This is a genomic window from Pseudomonas sp. KH_040, from assembly GCF_057839305.1.
The window spans coordinates 5,094,856-5,111,228 of sequence record NZ_CM174487.1; the positions used below are offsets into that span (position 1 = coordinate 5,094,856).

Sequence of the window (16,373 nt, forward strand, 5' to 3'; positions counted from 1 at the left end):
GAACATGCCCGCCACTTTCACCAAAAGCGCCCTGGTCCTGAGCCTGCTGCTCGGCCTCGGTCAGGCGCACGCCGCCAGCCAGACTGATCCGAAAGCGATCGCTGCCACCAACGGCATCCCGCATCCGGCGGTGATCGCTCATCGTGGCGCCTCTTTCGATGCGCCGGAATCCACTGCGGCGTCCTACAAACTGGCCCGCGATCTTGGCGCCGATTACCTGGAAATGGACCTGCAGCGCAGCAAGGACGGCGTGCTGTTCGCCCTGCACGACGACAACCTGCAACGCACCACTGACGTTGCGACCAAATTCCCGGATCGCAAGGACGCCTCGGCCACCGCGTTCACCATGGCCGAACTGAAAACACTCGACGCCGGCAGCTGGTTCAACACCAAGTACCCGGATCGCGCGCGCCCGACTTACGCCGGGCTGAAAATTCTGACCCTTGATGAAATCATCGACATCGCCCAAGCCAATCCGCAACACAAGCCGGGCCTGTACATCGAGACCAAAGAGCCGCAACTGTTTCCCGGGATCGAGAAAGACCTGAAAGAGAAACTGCAGGATCGTGGCTGGCTGAGCCCGGCCGGTTCGAAACTGGCGAAGAGCGCACTGGGCGTTGGTCAGGGCAAAGGCAAAGTGATTCTGCAAACATTCGAGAAAAACAGCCTCGAACTGCTGGAAAAAGAAATGCCGCAAGTGCCGAAAATCCTCCTGTTGTGGGTGGGCGAAGGCAGCATCGAGCCAAAATCGAAAGTGACGTTTGCCGAATCCGGCGAGAAAGACAAAAACGTTTTCTACGGCAAACAAGAGCCGAAGTCCGAAGCCGAATTCAAACAATGGGTGGATTACGCCAAGGCCCAAGGCGCAATCGGTACCGGCCCGTCGGCGAAGCTGACCAAAGGTGGCGATCAGAGCTATTCGGATCTGGTGCAACCGTGGATGAATAAATACACCCACGACCAAGGCATGCTAGTGCACGTCTACACCGTCGATGAGCCGGTGGATTTCGAAAAAGTCATGGCGGCCGGTGTCGATGGCATCTTCACCAACCGCGCCAGCGAACTGTTGAAGTTCTATAAACGCCCGGCGGCCGGCAGCGTTGATCAGGTACTGAAGAACAACGGCTTCTGATCTTAAATCAAGGCGCTTTCATCGCGGGCAAGCCACGCTCCCACAGGTTCTGTGCAGGTGCATGGCTTGCCCGTTTTGTTTGGCTTTGGGATTTTAAGGGTGAGTTAAGTTGCACTGGTTAACCTGAGGCCACTTAAACGAATCACCCCAAGGAACGAACCGATGAAAACTTTGACTGCCCTGTTTACCGCCGCTGCCCTGACTCTTACCGCTGGCCTGGCCCAGGCTGATGTTCGCGTTGACCAGATTCCTGAACTGGTTAAGTCGGGCAAAATCAAGTCGCTGGAGTCGATGAACGCCGAAGCGCTGAAACTGCATCCGGGTGCGACGATTACTGACACCGACCTGGATAACCACTTCAACGGTTATGAGTATGAAGTTGAATTGAAAACTGCTGATGGCAAAGAGTTCGATGTGGACTTTGATGCAACTACCGGCAAAGTGCTGAGCAACAAGCAAGACACTTGATTGAACGCACCACCAAGAGCCGCACGATTGAAAGATCGTGCGGCTTTTTTTGTGTCTGGTGTTTGGCTTGGTTGATGTGTTGCCAGTGAGATTTTCTCCCCCCTCACCCCAGCCCTCCCGAAACGTCGGACCGCCCCCAAGGGGGCGAGAGGGAAAGGGAGCCGATCGGGGGTTACTCAAGACCTGAATGCGCCTCGATATTTCAGGTCGGCGTACCTCGAATAGTCACCACGGTCAGTTCCCTCTCCCTTGGGAGAGGGCTAGGGTGAGGGAGAAGGGCATCACGCCGAGGTGCTGACCAGCGAACCGGAAGTGCTGCTGTCAGAATCCTGCAACGCCTGCAACAACGAGGCAGTAGCAGTGGACAGGGACGCCGAGGTAGCGGTGATCTGCGCCTGTGCAGCGGCTACTTCGGCCGCCTTGGCATCAGAACTTTCCTGCTTCGCCTGCGCCGCTTGCAACGCTTGCTGCTCCTCCTGCAATTGCTTCTGCAGTTCGGCAATCTGCTTGCGCAGTTCCTTCACCGAATCCGATTCTTCACTGCTGGAATCGCTGTCACCCGCGGGTGCCGCACCACCGCCCGCAGCCACTTTGCTGGTGTCCGCTTTCACGCCAGTGCTGGCGGCTGCCGTGGTCGAGGTCTCGTCACCGACGTCGCTGATTGCGGTTTTACTGGTGGGTGTCGTGACGGTCTGATTGATCGAAACTGAAGTAATGCTGACCATGGAAAGGCTCCAATGCCGGTGATAGATAACCGGTCATCGACCATGGCTGCATCAATTTGAGATCGACTGTGTACCGACTCGGTATCCGAATCGGTACACGTTCAATGACCTCAGGCGCTGAGGCGCGCGGTGACTTCGTTCAACTGCCCCGACAGGCTATGCAGGTTCTGACTGGCGCTTTCAGTGCGCTGCACATTGTCGAGGTTGGTGCTGGCGATCGACGTGATCTCGGTGAGGTTGCGCGAGATGTCCTCGGCCACCGAGGTCTGCTCTTCCGCAGCGGTGGCGATCTGACGGTTCATGTCGCGAATCGCTTCCACTGCGTGGGTGATGCGCTCCAGCATCGCACCGGCCTGGGTTACTTGCTCAACGCTTTCATCACTGCGCGTCTGCCCGCTGTCGATGGCTTGCGCCGCATCCACCGCGCCGGTCTGCACGCTCTGAATGATCTGGTTGATCTCGATGATCGACTCGGCGGTGCGTTGTGCGAGGTTGCGCACTTCATCGGCAACCACCGCAAAACCACGCCCGGCCTCACCGGCCCGCGCCGCTTCAATCGCGGCGTTGAGCGCCAGCAGATTGGTCTGTTCGGCGATGCCGCGAATCACCTCCAGCACCTTGCCGATGCGGCCGCTGTCGGCTTCCAGACGACGAATCACCGTGGCGGTATTGGCGATTTCGCCGCGCATCTGCGTGATCGAGTGGATGGTGCTCTGCATGACCTTTTCACCCTGTTGGGCGGACTGATCAGCATCGTCGGCCGCACGCGCGGCATCGGCGGCGTGACGCGCCACTTCCTGCGCGGTGGCGGACATTTCGTTCATGGCCGTAGCGACTTGATCGGTGCGGTTGAACTGCTCGTTGGTGCCGCCAGCCATGGTCGTGGCGATCGCGTTCAACTCGCCGCTGGCGCTGTCCAGATCACTGGCGCTGCGCTGCAGACGGGTGAAGGTTTCGGCGAGAAAATCACGCAAGGTGTTGGCGGCAGCAGCGAGATTGCCCAGTTCATCCTGACGGTCGCTGACCACACGTTCGGCCAGTTTGCCGCGACTCAATTGGGTGACGTAATCGATGAGCTTGCGGATCGGCTCGACCAGGTTGCGGTTGACCAGCCACAGGCTCAACAGGCCGATCAGCAGACCCGACGCGAGCATCACCAACAGCCCCAGCCACACAGTGCGATCAGCCTCGGCACTGATCAGCGCCGACTGCGCGGTGCCTTGCTTGCGCAACTCGGCGACCAGTTCGCTCATCTGATCGCTGGCGGCACGGTCAACGCCTTTGACCGCCGCGTCACCTGCCGTCGGATCACCACCGGCAGCCACGTAGGCATCGCGGCCCTTCTGATAGGCAGAACCCAACTGACGATGCTCATCACGCAAACGTTCGATGCGGTTTTTCAGGCTCGGCTCGAGACCTTTCTGGCCGGCCAGTTCACCGAGGATGTTCTGCACATCGCGCTGACGGTCTTCGAACTGCCCCCAGTACTTGGCCAGATCCGCCGGCTGCTTGCCGCGCAACAACACGTTTTTCCATTCCTGCACCTGCACCTTGAATTGCAGGTTGGCCTCATCGATCAATTGCGACGTGTGCAAAGGACCGGCGATCAACTGGCTGTAACTCTGCACGCCGTTGGACAGGAAATGAAAACAGGCCAGGGCAATCAACAGCACCGCCAACAGGCTGCCGCTCAGCAGGGCGAGAATTTGCGTTCTCAGGGATTTTTGCAGCATCGAAAGATACTCAGGACAAGGATGAGGCACGCCCGGTAAGGCGTGAAATTTTGCCGGACATCCATGTCGGCGAGCCTTGGCTCATGGCCAAGCGCGCGCAACGTAACCCAAGCGTGATCGGCGCGCCAGAGCGCTTCTTGAAGAAAATCCGACCACCGGTAAGTCGCTGATTTGACGTCACTTTGCTGTCACATAAACGTCATGTGACATTGCGATGATGCGGCTCAGTGAACCTGCCATTTGCGTACCGACGCACCCTCCTCGCAGCGAGCCTCCATGAACCACAGCCTCGACATCAGTCATCGCGATCCTGATCTGTTTGGCCTGCTCTACGGCTATCGCTTCCTGCCCGGCGAACGTGGTCGCGAAGTCGATTCGGCCACAGCGTTGCGCTGTTTGCAGGACGACAGCGACAGCGGTGAATTCCTTTGGCTGCACCTCAATCTGGCGCATGCGGCGTGCGAGCGCTGGATGAAAAGTCATCTGCAATTGCCCGAAGAGTTTTTCGAGGCGCTGCACGAAGGCTCGCGCTCGACGCGCATCGAGCATGTCGACTCGGCGTTGCTGGCGGTGGTCAACGATGTGGTGTTCAACCTCAGCAGCATGGTCTCCTCGGACGTGTCGACGCTGTGGGTTTGTGTGCGCAGCAAACTGATCGTCAGTGCGCGTCTGCAACCGCTGCATTCGGTGGACAAACTGCGCTCGTCGGTGAAGGCCGGCGAGCGCTTTCGTTCACCCTCGGAACTGCTTGTGCATCTGCTGCGCGATCAAGGCGAAGTGCTGACGCAGATCGTGCGCAAGACCAGCATGAGCGTCGATCAGGTCGAGGACGAATTGCTCTCCTCGCGGCTGTCGACCAACCGTGCCGAACTCGGCGCCAACCGGCGGGTGCTGGTGCGGCTGCAACGGCTGTTGGCGCTGGAACCGGGTTCGTTATTGCGTTTGCTCAATCGGCCGCCGCCCTGGTTGCAGAAGGAGGACGTCAAGGAATTGCGCAAATCCACCGAGGAGTTTGCGCTGATCATCAACGACCTCACTGCACTGGGTGAGCGGATCAAACTGCTGCAGGAAGAGATCGCCGCCAACCTCAACGAACAGAGCAACCGCACGCTGTTTACTTTGACGGTGGTGACTGTGCTTGCGTTGCCAATCAACATCATTGCCGGTTTTTTCGGGATGAATGTGGGCGGGGTGCCGTTGTCGCAGGATCCGGAAGGGTTCTGGATTTTGGTCGCACTGGTGGCGACGTTTACCGTGATTGCCGGGCGTTGGGCGTTTCGCAAGCGCGGGGATTATTGACGCCTCAACGCTCGTTCCCATGCTCTGCGTGGGAATGCATCGAGTGACGCTCTGCGTCACAGGGGACGCGGAGCGTCCCGGGCGTCATTCCCACGCAGAGCGTGGGAACGAGCAGAAGACCGACGGTTGGGGTATTCAGCCAAACACTGACATGGCGCAGTCTCTCTGTAACATTCTGCAACGATCATGGGCGACATTCCTTCCCTCGCTCAGGATTGTCCTGCCATGGCTACTCCCTCCCTGACCGTCAGCCCCGCGTCCGCCCACAGTGGCAGGCCAGCCCTCGACAAGAAAACCGGTCCGTTCACCTACGTGATCTTTTTCGCAGTGTTGGCCATGGGGATGCTGTTCACCGCCTACAGCCTGATGCACGACATGCACGAACTCGGCACGGTGGTCACCACGTGGACGCCGTTTCTGTTGCTCGGTGTGGCGTTGCTGATTGCCCTGGGCTTTGAGTTCGTCAATGGTTTCCACGACACCGCCAACGCCGTCGCGACGGTGATCTATACCCACTCGCTGCCGCCGAACGTGGCGGTGGTCTGGTCGGGTTTCTTCAACTTCCTCGGCGTGCTGCTTTCGAGCGGCGCGGTGGCGTTCGGCATCATCGCTTTGCTGCCGGTGGAATTGATTCTGCAGGTCGGCTCGTCTGCCGGTTTTTCGATGATTTTCGCCCTGCTGATCGCGGCGATCCTGTGGAACCTCGGCACCTGGTGGCTGGGTTTGCCGGCGTCGTCGTCACACACTTTGATCGGTTCAATCATCGGCGTCGGCGTGGCGAATGCCTTGATGCACGGCCGTGACGGCACCAGCGGGGTCGACTGGGCGCAGGCGACCAAGATTGGATACGCCTTGTTGCTCTCGCCACTGGTCGGTTTCGGTTGCGCGGCGCTGTTGCTGTTGGCGCTACGCGCATTCGTGAAGAATCGTTCGCTGTACAAGGCCCCGGAAGGCAACACCCCGCCGCCATGGTGGATTCGCGGGTTGCTGATTCTGACCTGCACCGGCGTGTCCTTCGCTCACGGCTCCAACGACGGCCAGAAAGGCATGGGCCTGATCATGCTGATTCTGGTCGGCACGCTGCCGATGGCTTACGCCTTGAACCGCACCATGCCGGAAGAACAATCGCTGCAGTTCGCCGCCGTGGCGCAAGTCACCCAGCAAGCGTTGGTGAAAAGTGCCCCGCTGCCGACGCCCGCCGATCCGCGTGCGGTGCTCTCCGATTACGTGCGCAGCAAGGACGCCACGCCACAACTGATCCCCGCCCTTGCCGCCCTCACCGGGCACATCGGCGAAGAGGTCAAAGGCTACGGTTCGCTGGCGAAAGTCCCGGCCGAAGCCATGGGCAACGTGCGTAACGACATGTACCTGGCCAGCGAAAGCATTCGCCTGATGGACAAGAACAAGGTCGGCAATTTCGACGCCGACACCAGCGGCAAACTGCAGTTGTTCAAACAGCAGATCGACAACGCCACGCGGTTTATTCCGCTGTGGGTGAAAATCGCCGTGGCCATCGCGCTCGGGTTGGGCACCATGGTTGGCTGGAAACGGATTGTGGTGACGGTCGGCGAGAAGATCGGCAAGACCCATCTGACCTATGCGCAGGGCGCCTCGGCGGAAACCGTGGCGATGCTGACCATCGGTGCGGCGGACATGTTTGGTTTGCCGGTGTCGACGACCCATGTTTTGTCCTCGGGTGTGGCCGGGACCATGGTCGCCAATGGCGGCGGGTTGCAGATGAAGACCATCCGCAATCTGTTGATGGCGTGGGTGCTGACGCTGCCGGCGGCGATCCTGCTGTCAGGCAGCCTCTACTGGCTGTTCACCCAAATCTTCTGACCCTCCACAACTCCCCTGTAGGAGCTGCCGAAGGCTGCGATCTTTTGATCTTGTTTTTAAAAAGCAAAATCAAAAGATCGTCCGATCGCGGCCCGAGCCTTCGGCAGCTCCTACATTTGGATGTGTGGTGTTGGTTAGAGCGCGGAGCGAATCAGATCGCCGAGCCAATCCATAAACACCCTGACCCGCAATGGCAAATGCCGTTGCCGCGCATACAACAATGAAATCCCCATCGCTGGCGCGGTGAATTGCGGCAACACAGTCACCAGTTCGCCGTTATCCAGATGCGGCTGCATGCCGGTACGCGGCACCTGCGTCAGACCAAATCCACCGAGGCACGCCGACTCGTAAGCGTCGGTGCTGTTGACCGTAATGCTGCCTGCCATCGGCAAGCGTTTAACCTGACCGCCCTCCTCGTACACAAAACCTTCCGAACGCGAGCCGAGCACGCCGACGTAATGCACCAGCCGATGCTGCGCGAGATCTTCCAGGGTCTGCGGCACACCGTAGCGCTCAAGGTAGGCCGGGCTGGCGCAGTTAACCATGGGAAAGTCACCGAGGTGCCGCGCCACCACCGATTGATCCGGCTGCGCGCCAATCCTCACCACACAATCGAAGCCTTCGCTGAGCAGATCAACACGGCGATCGGTGCTGCTGATTTCCAGCTCCAGATTCGGGTGACGCTCCATGAACTGCGGCAAGCGCGGCATGATCAGGCGCCGCGCGAGAATGTTCGGCATGTCGACCCGAATGCGCCCGGTCAACGACGCTTCGTCCTGGCGAAACAGGCCTTCGATCTCGTCCATGTGCGAGAGCAGGTCCTTGCTGCGTTCGTATAACACCAAACCGTCCTGCGTCGCCTGAACCTTGCGCGTGGTGCGTTGCAGCAGGCGTGTACCGAGCAGTGCTTCGAGCGCTTGCACGTGTTCGGACACGGTCGAGCGTGGTAAGCCCAAGCTCTCGCCAGCGAGGGTGAAACTCGACAGCTCGCTGACCCTGACGAAGGTGCGCAGCAGTTCCAGTTTGTTCATGGGCCGCTCGTAGATTGTTCGGCTGAGCCGATCAGTGATTTCGGATTAACTCTGTTTATCACCTCAGGGCGGATAAATAAACTGAGCCCATCACCAATCACTGCAATCGAGGAAGTCCCTATGAACCGTAAAATCGCATTGATCACCGGCGCCAGCCGTGGCCTCGGTAAAAACGCCGCACTGCATCTTGCCGCTCAAGGCATCGACATCATCGGCACCTATAACAGCCGCGCCGATGAAGCCCAGGCACTGGTAACCGAACTGCAGGCACTCGGCGCGAAAGCCGTGATGCTGCAACTGGACGTCGGCCGCAGCGAAACCTTTGCCGATTTTGGTATACGTGTTGAGCAGGCATTGCAGCAGACGTTCGACCGTCAGCGTTTTGATTTCCTGATCAACAACGCCGGGATCGGCGTGCATGCCCTGTTTGCCGAAACCACGCCGGAGCAGTTCGATCTGCTGATGAACATCCAGTTGAAAGGGCCGTTCTTCCTGACCCAGCAATTGCTGCCACTGATTAACGACGGCGGCCGGATCATCAATATTTCCAGCGGCCTGACCCGTTTCAGCCTGCCGGGTTACGGCGCTTATGCGGCGATGAAAGGCGCGATGGAAGTGCTGACCCGTTATCAGGCCAAAGAGCTGGGTGCGCGGCAGATTGGCGTGAACATTCTTGCGCCGGGGGCGATTGAAACGGACTTCGGTGGTGGCGCAGTACGCGACAACTCAGCAGTGAATGCGATGGTCGCCAGCAATACCGCGCTGGGCCGTGCCGGGCAACCGGATGATATTGGCGGGGCGTTGGCGTTGCTGCTGTCGCCGGGTGGACAGTGGATCAATGGCCAGCGGGTTGAGGCATCCGGCGGCATGTTCCTCTAACCAACGCTGAAACACCTTCACATGTAGGAGCTGCCGAAGGCTCCTACACGGGGATCGAGATTAGTTCTGGCAGGCATTACGGGTCATGAAGCGCTCGCGCACTACGTCATAGCCCCAGTGATACACGTAGGTGTACGGCAGAAAGAACAGCAACACGCCGATGTCGAGCAAAAACGCCTGCCACAGGCTGACCGACAACCACCAGGCAATCAGTGGCACGCCCATTACGATCAAACCACCCTCGAACAGCAGCGCGTGTACCACTCGCACCCAAGCATTGTGCGCAACGTTCATGCGCGCAAGCATACGATCAAAGAAGCGGTTGAACACCACGTTCCAACCCAGCGCCAACAGGGCGATCAACACCGTCACCGCGCCCATTTCCAGCATCGGTTTTTGCATGATCCACGCCAGCAACGGTGTGCAGATCAGGATGGCCAGCAGTTCGAAACCAACGGCTTGAAAAATACGTTCAGAGATGGATTTGTGGGCAGTCATGGCCTGAGTCCTTGAGTGAAGATGGTTGCCATGATCTATGCTCGCATCGATACTTCATAACCAATAACCATCGATCAAGGCGATACTTTATGATTTCGCAAGAAGTGCTGTTGGCATTTGTTCAGGCAGCCACCCAAGGCTCGTTTTCCGCAGCGGCACGCAAACTCGGGCGCAGTCAGTCGACCATCAGCGCAGCGGTGGCCAGTCTTGAGATCGATCTGGACCTGCAGTTGTTCGATCGCAGCAGTCGTAAACCGACGCTGACCCCGGCCGGGCATGTGATGCTGCAACGCGCCGAGGCGATTCTGGCGGCCAGCAGTCGCCTGGAAATGACCGCACGACAGTTGTCCCAAGGCGTCGAACCGAAGCTGACGGTGGCGATTTCCGACACGTATCAGTCGTACCGTTTTGAAGCGGCGCTGGTCGGGTTTGAGCAGCGTTATCCGGATCTGGAACTGGAATGCCTGATTGCCGAATGCGATGACTTGATTGAGCTGGTGCAACGCGGTCGCGCGCACTTGGCCTTCGCTGATATGCAAGAGAACTACCCGCCGGATCTGGTGACGTCGACAGTGGCCGAGCGCACGGAAATCGCCTTGTTCGTCAATCGCGATCACGCGCTGGCCAAGCTCGATCACATTGATCAGCAGATCCTCGAGCAGCACCGTGAATTGCGCCTGGCGACCATCGTCAATCCGTATGACAGCCGCGGCAAAGGTCGCGTGTGGTCGGCACCGAGTTATCTGATGTTGTTGGAGATGGCCGAAAAGGGTTTTGGCTGGGCGCCGCTGCCGCGTTGGCTGGCGCAGCGTTATGGCAATGATTTGCTGGTGGAGTTGAAGGTGCGCGGCTGGCCTAAGCCGGTGTTTGTTGATGCGTTGTGGTCGCGGCTGTATCCGCCGGGGCCGGCGGGGAGTTGGTTATTGAGCAAGATGCTGGAATAACGGCGCTGCTGATCGCTGGCAAGCCTGAAGTCAAAAGCCCCTCACCCCAGCCCTCTCCCGGAGGGAGAGGGAGCCGACCGAGGTGTCTTGCGTCAGACATCGACCTGAAAGACCGAGTCGATTATGGAATCATTGCGACCTTAAAGCTCAACCAGATTGGGTCGATTCTGGATTCACTGCGACCTTAAAGCTCAACCAGATTGGGTCGATTCTGAATTCACTGCGACCTTAAAGCTCAACCAGATTGGGTCGATTCTGGATTCAAAGCCGATCGTTCAAGTCGGTGAAATTCTCCAATATCCCCCAATCAGTCCCCTCTCCCCCTGGGAGAGGGCTAGGGTGAGGGCAATTCCAGCGCCGAAAGCCGCCCTTCAATAAACCGCCGCTCCGGTTCCTGCCGCGTAAGCTCCAAGGCGCGCAAATACGCCGCCCGCGCCTCCTCCACCCGGCCCAACTGCCGACAAAACTCCGCCCGCGCCGAATGCGCCAAGTGGTAATCCTGCAATTCGCCGCGCGCCAAAATTTCTTCAATCAAACTCAACCCGGATAGCGCCCCGTCGCGCTTGGCCACCGCGACCGCTCGATTCAATTCAATCACTGGCGAGGGCACCGCGCGCAGTAGTACGTCATACAGCCCGACGATCTGCGCCCAATCCGTCTCCGCCGCTGACAGCGCCTCGGCATGCACCGCCGCGATCGCTGCCTGCAAACAATACGGCCCAAACCGCCGCGTGGTCAGCGCACGCTCAACCAGCGCACACCCTTCAGCAATCAACCCGGCATCCCACAAGGCACGATCCTGATCATCCAGCAGCACCAGTTCACCACTCGGCGAAGTCCGCGCCGGTCGCCGTGATTCGTGCAACAGCATCATCGCCAACAATCCCATGACCTCCGGCTCCGGCAGCAACTCCATCAACAACCGCCCCAGCCTGATCGCCTCACGCGTCAGATCCTCACGGATCAACTCCGCGCCAATCGACGCCGAATACCCCTCGTTGAACACCAGATAAATCACCCGCAACACGCTGTCGAGGCGTTCGGGCAATTCGCTCAGGCTCGGTACTTGATAAGGGATTTTCGCATCACGGATCTTGGCTTTCGCCCGCACGATGCGCTGGGCAATCGCCGCTGGCGCGCAGAGAAAGGCGCGAGCGATTTCCTCGGTGGTCAGGTCGCAGACTTCGCGCAAGGTCAGCGGCACTTGCGCATCCGCCGCCAGCGCCGGGTGACAACAGGTGAAGATCAGCCGCAGACGATCGTCTTCCACGTCCTCGCCACTCCAGTCGGCCTGCTCGAGTTCTTCCAACTGCGCCAACAGCAAGGGCTGTGAAGCTTTGAAGCGTGCACGTCGACGCAACACATCAATCGCCTTGAAGCGCCCGGTCGACACCAGCCAGGTGCGCGGATTGTCCGGTACGCCGTCGCGCTGCCAGCGTTCGACCGCGACGAAGAACGCCTCGTGCAAGGCTTCTTCGGCGAGGTCGAAATCGCCGAGCAGGCGAATCAGTGTCGCCAGAATCCGCCGCGAGTCTTCGCGATAGACCTGCTCGACCCGCGCCCGAACCTCAGACATTCAACTGTCGAACCGGGCGTACTTCAACGCTGCCGACCCGCGCCGCCGGAATGTTGCCGGCGACCTGGAGCGCTTCGTTGAGGTCCTTGGCGTCGATCAGGTAGAAGCCGGCCAGTTGCTCCTTGGTTTCGGCGAACGGGCCGTCGGTGATCGACAGTTTGCCGTTGCGCATACGCACCGTGGTGGCGGTCTGCACCGACTCCAGCGCCTCGGCAGCAACCATCCGCCCGCTGCCCTGAATCGACTCGGCGTACGCCCAGCACTCAGCGTCTTTCGGGCTGTCGGGCGACGAATGCAGCAGGTGCTCATCGCTATAGACCAGGCATAAATACTTCATGGCGTTCTCCTGAAGCGGACGGTTCAACTATGGCTGAAGATCAGGGCTGTACATCAAACAGGGTCGCGCCGCTCATCGGATCGAACGGTGCCGACCAGTGTTCGTGGACGATTTTCCAGGCCCCGCCAACCTGCCGATAGCAGGCGGTGACGCGCATCCAGCAGCTCTGGGTTTCGCCTTTCTCATTGGTGCCACCGCAGTTGGCCACCCAGTGCGCGAAGGCGATGTTGTCGGCGCTTTCGATGGCGATTTCGTGGAACTCGAAAATGTGCGGGCCGGGGCACATTTCCATGCAGTCGACCCAGTGCGCGCGGTAGGCGGCTTTGCCCTTGAATTGCAGGGCCTTGATCGCGTCGAAGGAGACGATGTCGTCGGCGTACAACGCCATGACTTTCTCCACGTCCTTGGTCATGACGGCTTCGCGGTAGGTGTTGATCAGGGTCTGGATTTCAGATTGTGCGCTCATGGTGTTCTCCGTGGTTTTTGTTGTGAAGACACTCTTAGTCGCTTGGTGAACCGGCAGATCGACAGAGCAAACAAAAAAATTCTACAGAAGACAAAATCGCTAGAATCCGAGGCTCATCTTTGTAGGAAAAAGGAAATTCCCGTGTCAGCCCAACTCGTGCCGTACGACAGCCTCAACGCCTTGCAGCGTGAGCAAGTCGAGGCGATTGAAATCCATGCCGAGCAGATCAAGTTCTCTGGCGATATTCATGGTGCGTTGCACACGCTGCTGTCGAAGCCCGGCCCCGGCGTGAAGGGTTTTGCCCTGTTGGCGGATGAAGTGCCGGTGGCGTTTCTGCTGCTCAAACGCCCGCCGGTGTTGCCGGCCTGGGCCGATGAACACAGCGCCACCTTGCATGCGTTGCAGGTTGATCGCAGGGCGCAGGGCAAGGGTTTCGGCAAGGCGTGTCTGCAAGCACTGCCCGAGGTTGCGCGTCAGGCGTGGCCGGAGATCAAAGGGTTAGAGTTGTCAGTGGATGCCGATAACGACGCGGCGATCGCGCTGTACGCCAAACACGGTTACGTCGACAGCGGCGAAGCGTACAAGGGCCGAATCGGTTATGAGCGGCGCATGGGGCTGTTTTTCTAAGTCATCGAGGGAAGCACGATGATCGATTCAATCGAAGCACTGGAAGCTATTTACGGATTGCCCCACGAGCGGGCGGTGCGCAAGCAGATCGGTTTTCTCAACGAGGATTATCAGGCGATGGTGCGGGTTTCGCCGCTGGTGATCGTCAGCTCGGTGGGCGCCGATGGCCTGGATAATTCGCCGCGCGGTGACAAAGCCGGGTTTGTGCGGATCATTGATGAGCGCACGCTCGCGCTGCCGGATCGCCCGGGCAATAACCGCATCGATACCTTGCGCAATGTGCTGCAGGATTCGCGGGTGTCGTTGCTGTTCATCATTCCGGGGATTGGTGAAACGTTGCGGGTCAATGGCACAGCGACGATCAGTGCAGATCCACAGTTGCTGGAAAGCTTTGCGGTGAATGGCAAACCGGCGAAAACGGTGTTGCTGGTGACAGTGGAGGCGGCGTTCTTTCATTGCTCGAAAGCCTTCGTCCGCTCCGATGCGTGGAACCCGGAAACGCACTTGCCGCGCTCGGCCCTGCCCTCTGCTGGCGCCTTCCACAAGCGCCTGAATGATGGCGAGTTCGATGCCGAAACCTACGACCGTGAAGCGCCGAAACGGGTAAGCGATACCCTCTACTGACCCTCCCGTGAATGATCGTTCCCACGCTCTGCGTGGAAATGCAGCCGGGGACGCTCTGCGTCCCAAAGTCGTGACGCATAGCGTCACAGGAGGCATTCCCACGCGGAGCGTGGGAACGATCAGTATCGGGATTGAATCAGAGCGTGAGGATCATCTCGTGCCACGCCATGCCGCCGTGGTCGGACTCCGACGGTTTGATGTAGGCAAAGCCAAACCCGGCATACAACGGAATGTGCTTTTCCTTGCACATCAAATGAATCGTCGCTTTTTCCATCGCACGCATACGCTCGATGAACTCGCCCATCAAGCGCTTGGCCAAACCCTGCCCCTGATAATCCGGGTGCACCACCACCGACATGATCACCACGTTCGGCCCTTTCGGGTCGTGGCCGATCAGTTCCTTGAACGCCTCGTCCGACATCTGCACATCAAACGCCGCGCCGGAATTGATGAAGCCTGCGACGACGCCATCCACTTCGGCCACCACGAAGCCTTCCGGCCAGGTGGCGATGCGCGTGGCGATCTTCTCGCGGGTCGCCGCTTCGTCGCCTTCATAGGCAACGGTTTCGATGGCGTAGCAGCGGTCCAGGTCGGCGGCGGTGACGTTGCGGATGAGGGTGTTCATGGCGGCTCGGAAATCAGCAGAAGAAAGTGCCGAAAGCATAAAGGAATAAGGCCTGCATATCGATGCGCACGGGCGGCGTAAAGCTTGCGTATAAGCGCTTTTCTTCGCGGTCGGAGCGGGCTATTTCTGCGGTGTGTCTCTGATCACCCTTGGGGGAAACCGCTTATGAGCAGCGTTGAAATCGGCCTGTTGATGGTGTTGGGCATCAGTACTTTCGGCTTTATCACCTTGGGCATCGACCTGTTGCGGGCGCGACGTAAACAGCGTTGAAAGCATGAGGCGGACATGGATCCGCCTCATGCTTGTCCGCTCAAACCTTGGTATCGACAGGCACGCAGATTTCCAGTTTGCCGGTGTGCTCCTTCGGGTTGAAGTCGGCGCTGTAACGCTCGAGTTCCGGGGCGTTGAGCTCCACGTAGTGAGAGCTCGGCAACCAGGTTTTGTAGATGTATTGCAGGGTTTGCGGCAATTGATCGAGCGGTCCCTTGTGCTCGAACACCGCGTATTGCCGGGGCAGCACTTCCACCCACTGATAGACCTTCTGGTCGAGGTCATCAAGCCTGCTGATTTCCACCCCGGCGATGTAATCGAAGCCACCCTTGCCGTCGAAATTGCAGCAAACACCGTAGGTCACTTCGTTCTTTTGCCCTTGGATTTTTCCCAGGTGCGGCAAGAACTTTTCCCACAGCGCCGGAATGTCTTTGGCTGTGTCTTGGGTAAATCGACCGCGAAAACCTGCAATCAGCAGGAAGTGTCCATGTTCGAAGCGAGGTTCAGCCACTTCGACGCGTTTTTGCTCATCCATGACTCGACTCCTGGAACAAAAGAGGGGTTCGGCTGGGAGTATAGAAAGCCAAAGCCGATTCGCACGTTTACAGCGCGTGCAACTGCTCGACGGCGCCGGAACCGACAAATTCGTTATAGCCAGATACGATCACGTACACCGCGAAATAGCAGAAGATCGCTGCAGATGCCAGGTAGGAATAGCGCAACAGCTTATCGCCCAACAGCTTGCCACCATGGCTCGCGGCAAAGCATAAACCCGCCGACCACAGCAGCCCGGCGCAAAGGAATCCGCCAAGGAACAGCGCCGAACTCACCGGCCCACCGCCACCGGAACGGGCGATCAACGTACCGCCAACAGCAGCGAACCAGAGAATCGCGCTCGGCGACGACATCGCGAGAAATATCCCCCGGAAGAACTCCTTGCGATGGGAGTTCTGCCCCACTTCCGCCGTGGCCGCCAACTGCGCCTCGTGGTGAATCGCCGAGTAAATCATCTTCGCCGCAAAGTAGATCAGCAGCGCCGAACCACCAATCCACAGCACCCAGCGCACTGTTTCGTATTGCAGCAAAACCGTCATGCCGGCCAGCGCCAGCACCGCGTAAATCAGGTCGCCGACACAGGTACCGAGGCCCAGCGCGAAGCCCTGAAAGTAACCGCGCTGCATCGCCAGGGTGATCATCGCGATGTTGGCCACGCCGATATCCAGGCACAGCGAAAGGCTCAGCAAGAAGCCGCTGGTGAATTCCATCTACCGATTTCCTTGGGACAAAATTGTTTACAAAC

The 16,373-nt window shown here is 58.9% G+C and carries 18 protein-coding genes; 8 read left to right on the plus strand and 10 right to left on the minus strand.

All coding sequences use genetic code 11. From position 1 onward, the window contains the following. Window positions 1–4 precede the first annotated feature (4 nt). The gene (locus tag AC3IUF_RS22675) at window positions 5–1,132 is read left to right on the plus strand and encodes a glycerophosphodiester phosphodiesterase (protein WP_007949923.1); all 1,128 of its coding nucleotides are present in this window, start codon (window positions 5–7) and stop codon (window positions 1,130–1,132) included. A gap of 162 nt (window positions 1,133–1,294) precedes the next feature. Then, a complete protein-coding gene (locus AC3IUF_RS22680) occupies window positions 1,295–1,600 on the plus strand; it encodes a PepSY domain-containing protein (RefSeq protein ID WP_007917758.1) in 306 nt (101 codons plus the stop codon). Between the two features lie 281 nt (window positions 1,601–1,881). On the opposite strand, the gene AC3IUF_RS22685 is transcribed toward AC3IUF_RS22680, so the two are convergent. Continuing rightward, on the minus strand, window positions 1,882–2,325 hold the full coding sequence (locus tag AC3IUF_RS22685) for a hypothetical protein (protein WP_007917761.1): 444 nt from the start codon (window positions 2,323–2,325) through the stop codon (window positions 1,882–1,884). 110 nt (window positions 2,326–2,435) lie between these two features. Further along, entirely contained in the window at window positions 2,436–4,058 is a 1,623-nt protein-coding gene (locus AC3IUF_RS22690) for a methyl-accepting chemotaxis protein (RefSeq protein WP_007917763.1), read from the minus strand. Between the two features lie 276 nt (window positions 4,059–4,334). On the opposite strand from AC3IUF_RS22690, the gene AC3IUF_RS22695 reads away from it, so the two are divergent. After that, complete coding sequence (locus tag AC3IUF_RS22695) at window positions 4,335–5,357, plus strand: transporter (RefSeq protein WP_007917764.1); 1,023 nt, start codon at window positions 4,335–4,337, stop codon at window positions 5,355–5,357. Window positions 5,358–5,582: 225 nt separating this feature from the next. Then, window positions 5,583–7,196 carry an inorganic phosphate transporter gene (locus AC3IUF_RS22700; protein WP_123376430.1) on the plus strand — a complete coding sequence of 538 codons (1,614 nt, stop codon included), beginning with the start codon at window positions 5,583–5,585 and terminating at the stop codon, window positions 7,194–7,196. Window positions 7,197–7,330: 134 nt separating this feature from the next. Here the strand turns inward: AC3IUF_RS22700 and AC3IUF_RS22705 are convergent, their stop codons facing one another. Further along, window positions 7,331–8,227: a LysR family transcriptional regulator gene (locus AC3IUF_RS22705; protein WP_007917769.1), complete on the minus strand. Its 897-nt coding sequence runs from the start codon at window positions 8,225–8,227 to the stop codon at window positions 7,331–7,333. Between the two features lie 120 nt (window positions 8,228–8,347). On the opposite strand from AC3IUF_RS22705, the gene AC3IUF_RS22710 reads away from it, so the two are divergent. Further along, the gene (locus tag AC3IUF_RS22710) at window positions 8,348–9,106 is read left to right on the plus strand and encodes an SDR family NAD(P)-dependent oxidoreductase (RefSeq protein ID WP_414894728.1); all 759 of its coding nucleotides are present in this window, start codon (window positions 8,348–8,350) and stop codon (window positions 9,104–9,106) included. A gap of 60 nt (window positions 9,107–9,166) precedes the next feature. Here the strand turns inward: AC3IUF_RS22710 and AC3IUF_RS22715 are convergent, their stop codons facing one another. Further along, entirely contained in the window at window positions 9,167–9,604 is a 438-nt protein-coding gene (locus AC3IUF_RS22715; RefSeq protein ID WP_095112238.1) for a multidrug/biocide efflux PACE transporter, read from the minus strand. Window positions 9,605–9,693: 89 nt separating this feature from the next. On the opposite strand from AC3IUF_RS22715, the gene AC3IUF_RS22720 reads away from it, so the two are divergent. Then, the gene (locus AC3IUF_RS22720; RefSeq protein WP_489279357.1) at window positions 9,694–10,548 is read left to right on the plus strand and encodes a LysR family transcriptional regulator; all 855 of its coding nucleotides are present in this window, start codon (window positions 9,694–9,696) and stop codon (window positions 10,546–10,548) included. 334 nt (window positions 10,549–10,882) lie between these two features. Here AC3IUF_RS22720 and AC3IUF_RS22725 read toward each other — a convergent pair whose 3' ends face one another. The 3 genes from AC3IUF_RS22725 to AC3IUF_RS22735 are packed head-to-tail and all read right to left on the minus strand — an operon-like array spanning window position 10,883 to window position 12,927. Beyond that, complete coding sequence (locus AC3IUF_RS22725; RefSeq protein WP_489279358.1) at window positions 10,883–12,124, minus strand: RNA polymerase sigma factor; 1,242 nt, start codon at window positions 12,122–12,124, stop codon at window positions 10,883–10,885. Further along, entirely contained in the window at window positions 12,117–12,461 is a 345-nt protein-coding gene (locus tag AC3IUF_RS22730) for a YciI family protein (RefSeq protein WP_095112241.1), read from the minus strand. Before AC3IUF_RS22730 ends, AC3IUF_RS22725 begins: the two co-directional genes overlap by 8 nt. A 40-nt stretch (window positions 12,462–12,501) precedes the next feature. Beyond that, the gene (locus AC3IUF_RS22735) at window positions 12,502–12,927 is read right to left on the minus strand and encodes a YybH family protein (RefSeq protein WP_007917780.1); all 426 of its coding nucleotides are present in this window, start codon (window positions 12,925–12,927) and stop codon (window positions 12,502–12,504) included. A gap of 141 nt (window positions 12,928–13,068) precedes the next feature. Here AC3IUF_RS22735 and AC3IUF_RS22740 point away from each other — a divergent pair, with 141 nt between their 5' ends. Beyond that, window positions 13,069–13,554 (plus strand): GNAT family N-acetyltransferase, encoded by a 486-nt coding sequence (locus tag AC3IUF_RS22740; RefSeq protein ID WP_489279359.1) that lies wholly within the window; start codon window positions 13,069–13,071, stop codon window positions 13,552–13,554. 18 nt (window positions 13,555–13,572) lie between these two features. Next, on the plus strand, window positions 13,573–14,178 hold the full coding sequence (locus AC3IUF_RS22745; protein WP_095112243.1) for a pyridoxamine 5'-phosphate oxidase family protein: 606 nt from the start codon (window positions 13,573–13,575) through the stop codon (window positions 14,176–14,178). Between the two features lie 136 nt (window positions 14,179–14,314). Here the strand turns inward: AC3IUF_RS22745 and AC3IUF_RS22750 are convergent, their stop codons facing one another. The 3 genes from AC3IUF_RS22750 to AC3IUF_RS22760 form a co-directional block, all read right to left on the minus strand. Then, entirely contained in the window at window positions 14,315–14,803 is a 489-nt protein-coding gene (locus AC3IUF_RS22750; RefSeq protein WP_007917788.1) for a GNAT family N-acetyltransferase, read from the minus strand. A 310-nt stretch (window positions 14,804–15,113) separates the two neighbouring features. After that, window positions 15,114–15,608 (minus strand): GyrI-like domain-containing protein, encoded by a 495-nt coding sequence (locus AC3IUF_RS22755; protein ID WP_489279362.1) that lies wholly within the window; start codon window positions 15,606–15,608, stop codon window positions 15,114–15,116. A gap of 67 nt (window positions 15,609–15,675) precedes the next feature. Next, complete coding sequence (locus AC3IUF_RS22760) at window positions 15,676–16,338, minus strand: LysE family translocator (protein ID WP_007917797.1); 663 nt, start codon at window positions 16,336–16,338, stop codon at window positions 15,676–15,678. Between the last annotated feature and the right edge of the window lie 35 nt (window positions 16,339–16,373).

Coding starts and splice junctions, on each gene's coding strand:
- AC3IUF_RS22675 (WP_007949923.1), top strand. CDS start 5: ATGCCCGCCACTTTCACCAAAAGCGCCCTGGTCCTGAGCCTGCTGCTC.
- AC3IUF_RS22680 (WP_007917758.1), top strand. CDS start 1,295: ATGAAAACTTTGACTGCCCTGTTTACCGCCGCTGCCCTGACTCTTACC.
- AC3IUF_RS22685 (WP_007917761.1), bottom strand. CDS start 2,325: ATGGTCAGCATTACTTCAGTTTCGATCAATCAGACCGTCACGACACCC.
- AC3IUF_RS22690 (WP_007917763.1), bottom strand. CDS start 4,058: ATGCTGCAAAAATCCCTGAGAACGCAAATTCTCGCCCTGCTGAGCGGC.
- AC3IUF_RS22695 (WP_007917764.1), top strand. CDS start 4,335: ATGAACCACAGCCTCGACATCAGTCATCGCGATCCTGATCTGTTTGGC.
- AC3IUF_RS22700 (WP_123376430.1), top strand. CDS start 5,583: ATGGCTACTCCCTCCCTGACCGTCAGCCCCGCGTCCGCCCACAGTGGC.
- AC3IUF_RS22705 (WP_007917769.1), bottom strand. CDS start 8,227: ATGAACAAACTGGAACTGCTGCGCACCTTCGTCAGGGTCAGCGAGCTG.
- AC3IUF_RS22710 (WP_414894728.1), top strand. CDS start 8,348: ATGAACCGTAAAATCGCATTGATCACCGGCGCCAGCCGTGGCCTCGGT.
- AC3IUF_RS22715 (WP_095112238.1), bottom strand. CDS start 9,604: ATGACTGCCCACAAATCCATCTCTGAACGTATTTTTCAAGCCGTTGGT.
- AC3IUF_RS22720 (WP_489279357.1), top strand. CDS start 9,694: ATGATTTCGCAAGAAGTGCTGTTGGCATTTGTTCAGGCAGCCACCCAA.
- AC3IUF_RS22725 (WP_489279358.1), bottom strand. CDS start 12,124: ATGTCTGAGGTTCGGGCGCGGGTCGAGCAGGTCTATCGCGAAGACTCG.
- AC3IUF_RS22730 (WP_095112241.1), bottom strand. CDS start 12,461: ATGAAGTATTTATGCCTGGTCTATAGCGATGAGCACCTGCTGCATTCG.
- AC3IUF_RS22735 (WP_007917780.1), bottom strand. CDS start 12,927: ATGAGCGCACAATCTGAAATCCAGACCCTGATCAACACCTACCGCGAA.
- AC3IUF_RS22745 (WP_095112243.1), top strand. CDS start 13,573: ATGATCGATTCAATCGAAGCACTGGAAGCTATTTACGGATTGCCCCAC.
- AC3IUF_RS22750 (WP_007917788.1), bottom strand. CDS start 14,803: ATGAACACCCTCATCCGCAACGTCACCGCCGCCGACCTGGACCGCTGC.
- AC3IUF_RS22755 (WP_489279362.1), bottom strand. CDS start 15,608: ATGGATGAGCAAAAACGCGTCGAAGTGGCTGAACCTCGCTTCGAACAT.
- AC3IUF_RS22760 (WP_007917797.1), bottom strand. CDS start 16,338: ATGGAATTCACCAGCGGCTTCTTGCTGAGCCTTTCGCTGTGCCTGGAT.